The organism is Mycobacterium sp. 1245852.3, assembly GCF_001669335.1.
GTDB classification, from domain to species: Bacteria; Actinomycetota; Actinomycetes; order Mycobacteriales; family Mycobacteriaceae; genus Mycobacterium; species Mycobacterium europaeum_A.
The window spans coordinates 1-5,362 of the sequence record NZ_LZLL01000060.1; the positions used below are offsets into that span (position 1 = coordinate 1).

Genomic DNA, 5,362 nt, shown 5'->3' on the forward strand with positions numbered 1-5,362 from the left:
CCGCGACCTCGGGCACGGCTGGGTGCAGGGCGCCGGTCACGGCGTGGTCACCGCGCGGTTCGAAACCCGCACCTCCGGACCCGGCCCGGCCCGCACGTTCCCCGCCGACGGCGGGGACCTGGTGCGCGCGAACCCGGTCGATTCCCTGGATTGGCCCGATTACGTCGGGGGCCTGCAGGCCGCCGAAGTCCGGGCGGTGTCAGCCCCACCGGGCGATGACGTCGGCCGCGGGTAGCTGCGCGGCCAACGCGGCGATCAGCAGCACCCGCGCCTGGGGCGGCCGCAGCCGCGGCACCAGCACCGCCCCGGCGGCGGCCATGTCATGGCCAGGGCCGTAGCTGGCCCCGACCCGACCGCCGGGCACGCGGGTGGACACCGCGACCACCACGCCGTCGCCGCAGTGCCGGCGCACCGCGTCGACCACCGCCGGCCCGGCGTTGCCCGACCCCAGCGCCTCGAGCACCACGGCCCGCGCCCCGGCGGCCACGCACGCATCGAGCGCCACGGCGTCGCTGCCCAGATACGCCGCGACGATGTCGACACGCGGTGCGCTGCCGGCCCGCGGCTCGCCGACGTACGGGCGGGTCTTGGGTCCGGACAGCCGCACGTCACCGGCGACGGTGCCGAGCAGCTGACCGGTGAAGCCGCTCAGGTCGTCGGTGGCCACCTTGCTCATGCCCAGCGGTTGCAGCACCCGCCCGGCGAAGCACAGCAGCACGCCCAGGCCCCGGGCGGCCGGGCTGGCCGCCACCGCCAACGCGTCGCGCACGTTGCCCGGGCCGTCCGCGTCCGGCGCGTCGGCGCTGCGCATGGCGCCGGTCAGCACCACCGGGGCCTGGCCCGCATACGTCAGGTCGAGCCACAGCGCGCTTTCCTCCATGGTGTCGGTGCCGTGCAGGACCACCACCCCGTCCGCGCCGCGGTCGACCGCGGCCGTCACCGCGTCACGGATCCGGTCCCAGTCGGCCAGGGTCAGCTCCGAGCTGTCGACCGCCAACAGGTCAACCACGTCGACGTCGTGCTCCGCGGAGAAGGGCGCCGTCAGATCCGCCCCGCTGTAGGCGGGTCGGTGCACCCCGTCGGCGCCGGTGCCGGTCGATATCGTGCCCCCGGTGGCGATCACGGTGAGGCGGGCCATGCTTGGCATCATTGCGCATCACCGCCGGGCGAACCTGGCTAGCCTGCGTGGGGCGGTAGGGGATGATGGGGAAGTGCCTGAAGAACCGACAAACTCGACTGAGCCGGTGACCTCAGCCGAACAGGCTGGTGAGGCCGCCCCGGCCCAGCGGGACGCGGAGCCCGACGCCGTCGCGCCGCCCGAAGCCGCGCCGCGGCGGCTGCGGCTGCTGCTGTCGATCGCGGCCATCGTGCTGGCCCTCGACGTCGTCACCAAGGTGCTCGCGGTCAAACTGCTGCCGCCCGGCCAGCCGGTGCCGATCATCGGCGACACGGTGACCTGGACGCTGGTCCGCAACTCCGGGGCGGCGTTCTCGATGGCGACGGGCTACACGTGGGTGCTGACGCTGATCGCGACCGGGGTCGTGGTCGGCATCTTCTGGATGGGGCGTCGCCTGGTGTCCCCGTGGTGGGCGGTGGGCCTGGGCATGATCCTCGGCGGCGCGATGGGCAACCTGGTCGATCGTTTCTTCCGCGCCCCCGGCCCGCTGCGCGGGCACGTCGTGGACTTCCTGTCGATCGGCTGGTGGCCGGTGTTCAACGTCGCCGACCCCTCGGTGGTCGGCGGCGCCATCCTGCTGGTGGTGTTGTCGATCTTCGGGTTCGATTTCGACTCGGTCGGCCGGCGCACCGCCGCCGACCGGCGCAAGGACGAGGACGACGCCGGAGACGGCGCGGGTGAGTGACCGCTCGATGCCCGTCCCGGAGGGACTGGCGGGCATGCGCGTCGACGCCGGTCTGGCCCGGCTGCTGGGGCTCTCGCGCAGCGCGGCGGCCGCGATCGCCGAGGACGGCGGCGTCGAGCTCGACGGCGTGCCGGCCGGCAAGTCCGACCGGCTGACCGGCGGCGCCTGGCTGCAGGTGCGCCTGCCCGAAGCGCCCGCGCCCCTGCAGAACACGCCGGTCGACGTCGAGGGCATGACGATCCTGTACTCCGACGACGACATCGTCGCGGTCGACAAACCGGCGGCGGTGGCCGCGCACGCCTCGGTGGGCTGGACCGGGCCCACGGTGCTCGGTGGCCTGGCCGCCGCCGGCTACCGGATCACCACCTCGGGGGTGCCCGAGCGGCAGGGCATCGTGCACCGCCTCGACGTCGGAACGTCCGGGGTGATGGTCGTGGCGCTGTCCGAGCGCGCCTACACCTTGCTCAAGCGGGCGTTCAAACAGCGCACCGTCGACAAGCGCTATCACGCGCTGGTGCAAGGACATCCGGACCCGTCCAGCGGGACCATCGACGCGCCGATCGGGCGACACCGCGGCGGCGAATGGAAGTTCGCGGTCACCAAGGACGGCCGGCACAGCCTCACCCACTACGACACCGTGGAGGCGTTCGTCGCCGCCAGCCTGCTCGACGTGCACCTGGAGACCGGCCGCACGCACCAGATCCGGGTGCATTTCTCCGCGCTGCATCACCCGTGTTGCGGCGACCTGGTCTACGGCGCCGACCCCAAGCTCGCGAAAAAGCTTGGGCTGGAACGGCAATGGCTACATGCTCGGTCGCTGTCGTTCGCCCATCCGACCGACGGCAGGCGGATGGAGATCGTCAGCCCCTACCCGCCCGACCTGCAACACGCGCTGGACGTGTTGCGCGACGAGGGCTGACTCACGCCGGCTTGCGGGCCTCGACGAGCAGGCGCACGGAGTGGCCGACGAACGGCCCGTCGGATTCGATGCGCTCGTGCAGTTCGGCCAGCCGGTCCCGGTACCGCTGCACGGTGAAGTCGGGCACCGTCCAGATCACCTTGCGCAGGAAGTACACGACGGCGCCGATGTCGAAGAACTCGGCGCGCATCCGCTCCATGCGGATATCGACGATCTGCAGCCCGGCCGCCTCGGCCTGCGCGCTCACCGCGTCCGGGTGAAACTCGGCCCATTTCTCCGGCTGCGGCCCGATGAAGTACTCGACCAGCTCGCCCATGGTGGCCGGACCGATGTGCTGCGCGAAGTAGGTGCCGCCGGGGCGCAGCACGCGCCGTATCTCCGACCACCAGACGGAGATCGGGTGGCGGGTGGTCACCAGGTCGAACGCCTCGTCGCCGAATGGCAGCGGCGGTTCGTCCCGGGTGGCGACCACCACCACACCGAGCGGATGCAGGCGCCGGGTGGCCAGCGCCGCGTTCGGGGGCCACGTCTCGATGGCCGCCATCGTGGGCGGGAACGGCGCCGCGCCGGACAGCACTTCACCGCCTCCGGTGTGAATGTCGAGCGCGGCCGACACCGCGGCCAACCGCTCCCGCAACAGCCGCTGGTAGCCCCACGACGGGCGCTCCTCGGTGGCCCGGCCGTCCAGCCACGAGAAATCCCAGCCGTCCAGCGGGGCGGCGTCGGCCTCCGCGATCAGTTCGTCAAATGTGCGCCGCATGCCACGCATGCTAGGCACTGCTGCTCGCCGGCAAGCCGAGATCGCCCCGATGGCGGCGATGGCCGTGGTGGGCGCCGGCCGCGATCCGGGGGAGCGGTCAGACCGTGACCTTGCCGGCGTCACCCGTGGCGATCTCGGGCGCCAGCGGTGCGATCGCGCCGAGTATCTCGGTGACCGTCTCGGACGGCACCCCGGCGGCGGCCAGCGCGTCGGCCAAATGCCCGGCCACCAAACTGAAGTGGTGCATGGTGATCCCGCGGCCCTGGTGCACCTGCTTCATCGGCGCGCCGGTGTAGGGCTCCGGGCCGCCCAGGGCCGCGGCGAAGAACTCCGTCTGCTTGCCCTTGAGGCGGTTCATGTTCGTGCCGGTGAAAAAGCCGGACAGCTGATCGTCGGCAAGCACCCGGACGTAGAAGTCCTCGACCACGACTTCGATCGCCTCGTGCCCACCGATCCGGTCGTAGATGGATGCCGGTGCGGACTTGCGGAAGCGCGCCAGAATTTTCATAAGCACGATTGGAACATCTCGGCGTTGCCCGTCGGTTTATGCGCGATCACGCCCGGATTGCCTTGTGTAACAGCGGGATTGCCCGCCGCTGGCGGACGCTCTCGGCGAACCGTGAGAGTGGGAGCCGGGACCCATGACCGCAATCCGCGTCAAGGTGAGGCGAACATGTCCTAGGTTGGCTTCATGATGCACATCACATCACTCGCGCAGCCCCGCAATACGGTCGTGGCCATCGGGCAGGCCAGTTGCGGTCGGGGGGCTCACATCATCAGGAGCGAATGCCGATGAACCTTGGTGACTTAACGAACTTGGTGGAGAACTCGCTCGGAAACCTGGTGGAAAAGCCGCTCGCGGCGGTCTCGCACATCGTGAACACCCCGAACTCCGCCGGCCGGTATCGGCCGTTCTATCTGCGCAACCTGCTCGACGCGGTCCAGGGGCGCACCCTCGAGGACGCCGTCGCGGGCAAGACCGCGCTGATCACCGGGGGATCCTCCGGCATCGGCGAGGCCGCCGCGAAGAAGATCGCGGAGGCCGGTGGCACGGTGGCGCTGGTGGCGCGTACCCGGGAGAACCTCGAGAAGGTCGCCGACGAGATTCGCGACAACGGCGGCACCGCCCACGTCTACCCGTGCGACCTGTCCGACATGGACGCCATCGCCGCCATGGCCGATCAGGTGCTCGAGGACCTGGGCGGTGTCGACATCCTGATCAACAACGCGGGCCGCTCGATCCGGCGCTCACTCGAGCTGTCCTACGACCGGATCCACGACTATCAGCGGACCATGCAGCTGAACTACCTCGGCGCCGTCCAGCTGATCCTCAAGTTCATCCCCGGCATGCGCGAGCGGGGATACGGGCACGTCATCAACGTCTCCTCGGTCGGCGTGCAGACCCGCGCGCCGCGCTTCGGCGCCTACATCGCCAGCAAGGCCGCGCTGGACAGTCTGTGCGACGCGCTGCAGGCCGAAACGGTGAACGACGACGTCCGGTTCACCACCGTGCACATGGCGCTGGTGCGCACGCCGATGATCAGCCCCACCACGCTCTACGACAAGTTCCCGGCGCTCACACCCGAGCAGGCGGCCGGGGTGATCGCCGACGCGATCGTGCACCGGCCGCGCCGGGCCAGCTCACCGTTCGGGCAGTTCGCGGCCGTCGCCGATGCGCTCAACCCGGCGGTGATGGACCTGGTGCGCAACCGGGCGTTCGCCATGTTCAGCGACTCCAGCGCCGCCAAGGGAGATGAATCATCGAGCGACGCAACGGAATTCGATAAGCGCAGCGAGAACTTCGTGCGGGCGACCCGCGGG

General features: G+C 70.9%; 6 protein-coding genes and 1 pseudogene. 4 read left to right on the forward strand and 3 right to left on the reverse strand.

What is annotated here, in order from left to right; translation table 11 throughout:
* A pseudogene (locus A9W96_RS02685) lies at positions 1–235 on the forward strand (DNA polymerase IV); the annotation flags it as partial.
* On the opposite strand, the gene A9W96_RS02690 reads toward A9W96_RS02685, so the two are convergent.
* On the reverse strand, positions 200–1,138 hold the full coding sequence (locus tag A9W96_RS02690; protein ID WP_067137799.1) for an asparaginase: 939 nt from the start codon (positions 1,136–1,138) through the stop codon (positions 200–202). The pseudogene A9W96_RS02685 and the gene A9W96_RS02690 sit on opposite strands and share 36 nt — an antisense overlap.
* Positions 1,139–1,211: 73 nt before the next feature.
* Between A9W96_RS02690 and lspA the strand changes: the two genes are divergently transcribed.
* The gene (gene lspA / locus A9W96_RS02695) at positions 1,212–1,862 is read left to right on the forward strand and encodes a signal peptidase II (RefSeq protein WP_082972012.1); all 651 of its coding nucleotides are present in this window, start codon (positions 1,212–1,214) and stop codon (positions 1,860–1,862) included.
* Positions 1,855–2,781, forward strand: coding sequence for an RluA family pseudouridine synthase (locus A9W96_RS02700; RefSeq protein ID WP_082972013.1), 927 nt, complete (start codon positions 1,855–1,857; stop codon positions 2,779–2,781). The genes lspA and A9W96_RS02700 overlap by 8 nt, the downstream gene beginning before the upstream one ends.
* Position 2,782: 1 nt before the next feature.
* Here A9W96_RS02700 and A9W96_RS02705 read toward each other — a convergent pair whose 3' ends face one another.
* Positions 2,783–3,541, reverse strand: coding sequence for a class I SAM-dependent methyltransferase (locus A9W96_RS02705; RefSeq protein WP_066871276.1), 759 nt, complete (start codon positions 3,539–3,541; stop codon positions 2,783–2,785).
* Between the two features lie 97 nt (positions 3,542–3,638).
* Positions 3,639–4,049: a group 1 truncated hemoglobin gene (locus A9W96_RS02710; RefSeq protein ID WP_066881475.1), complete on the reverse strand. Its 411-nt coding sequence runs from the start codon at positions 4,047–4,049 to the stop codon at positions 3,639–3,641.
* Between the two features lie 284 nt (positions 4,050–4,333).
* On the opposite strand from A9W96_RS02710, the gene A9W96_RS02715 reads away from it, so the two are divergent.
* Positions 4,334–5,362 (forward strand): SDR family NAD(P)-dependent oxidoreductase (locus tag A9W96_RS02715; protein WP_067137806.1); only part of this gene is annotated, 1,029 nt, incomplete at its 3' end.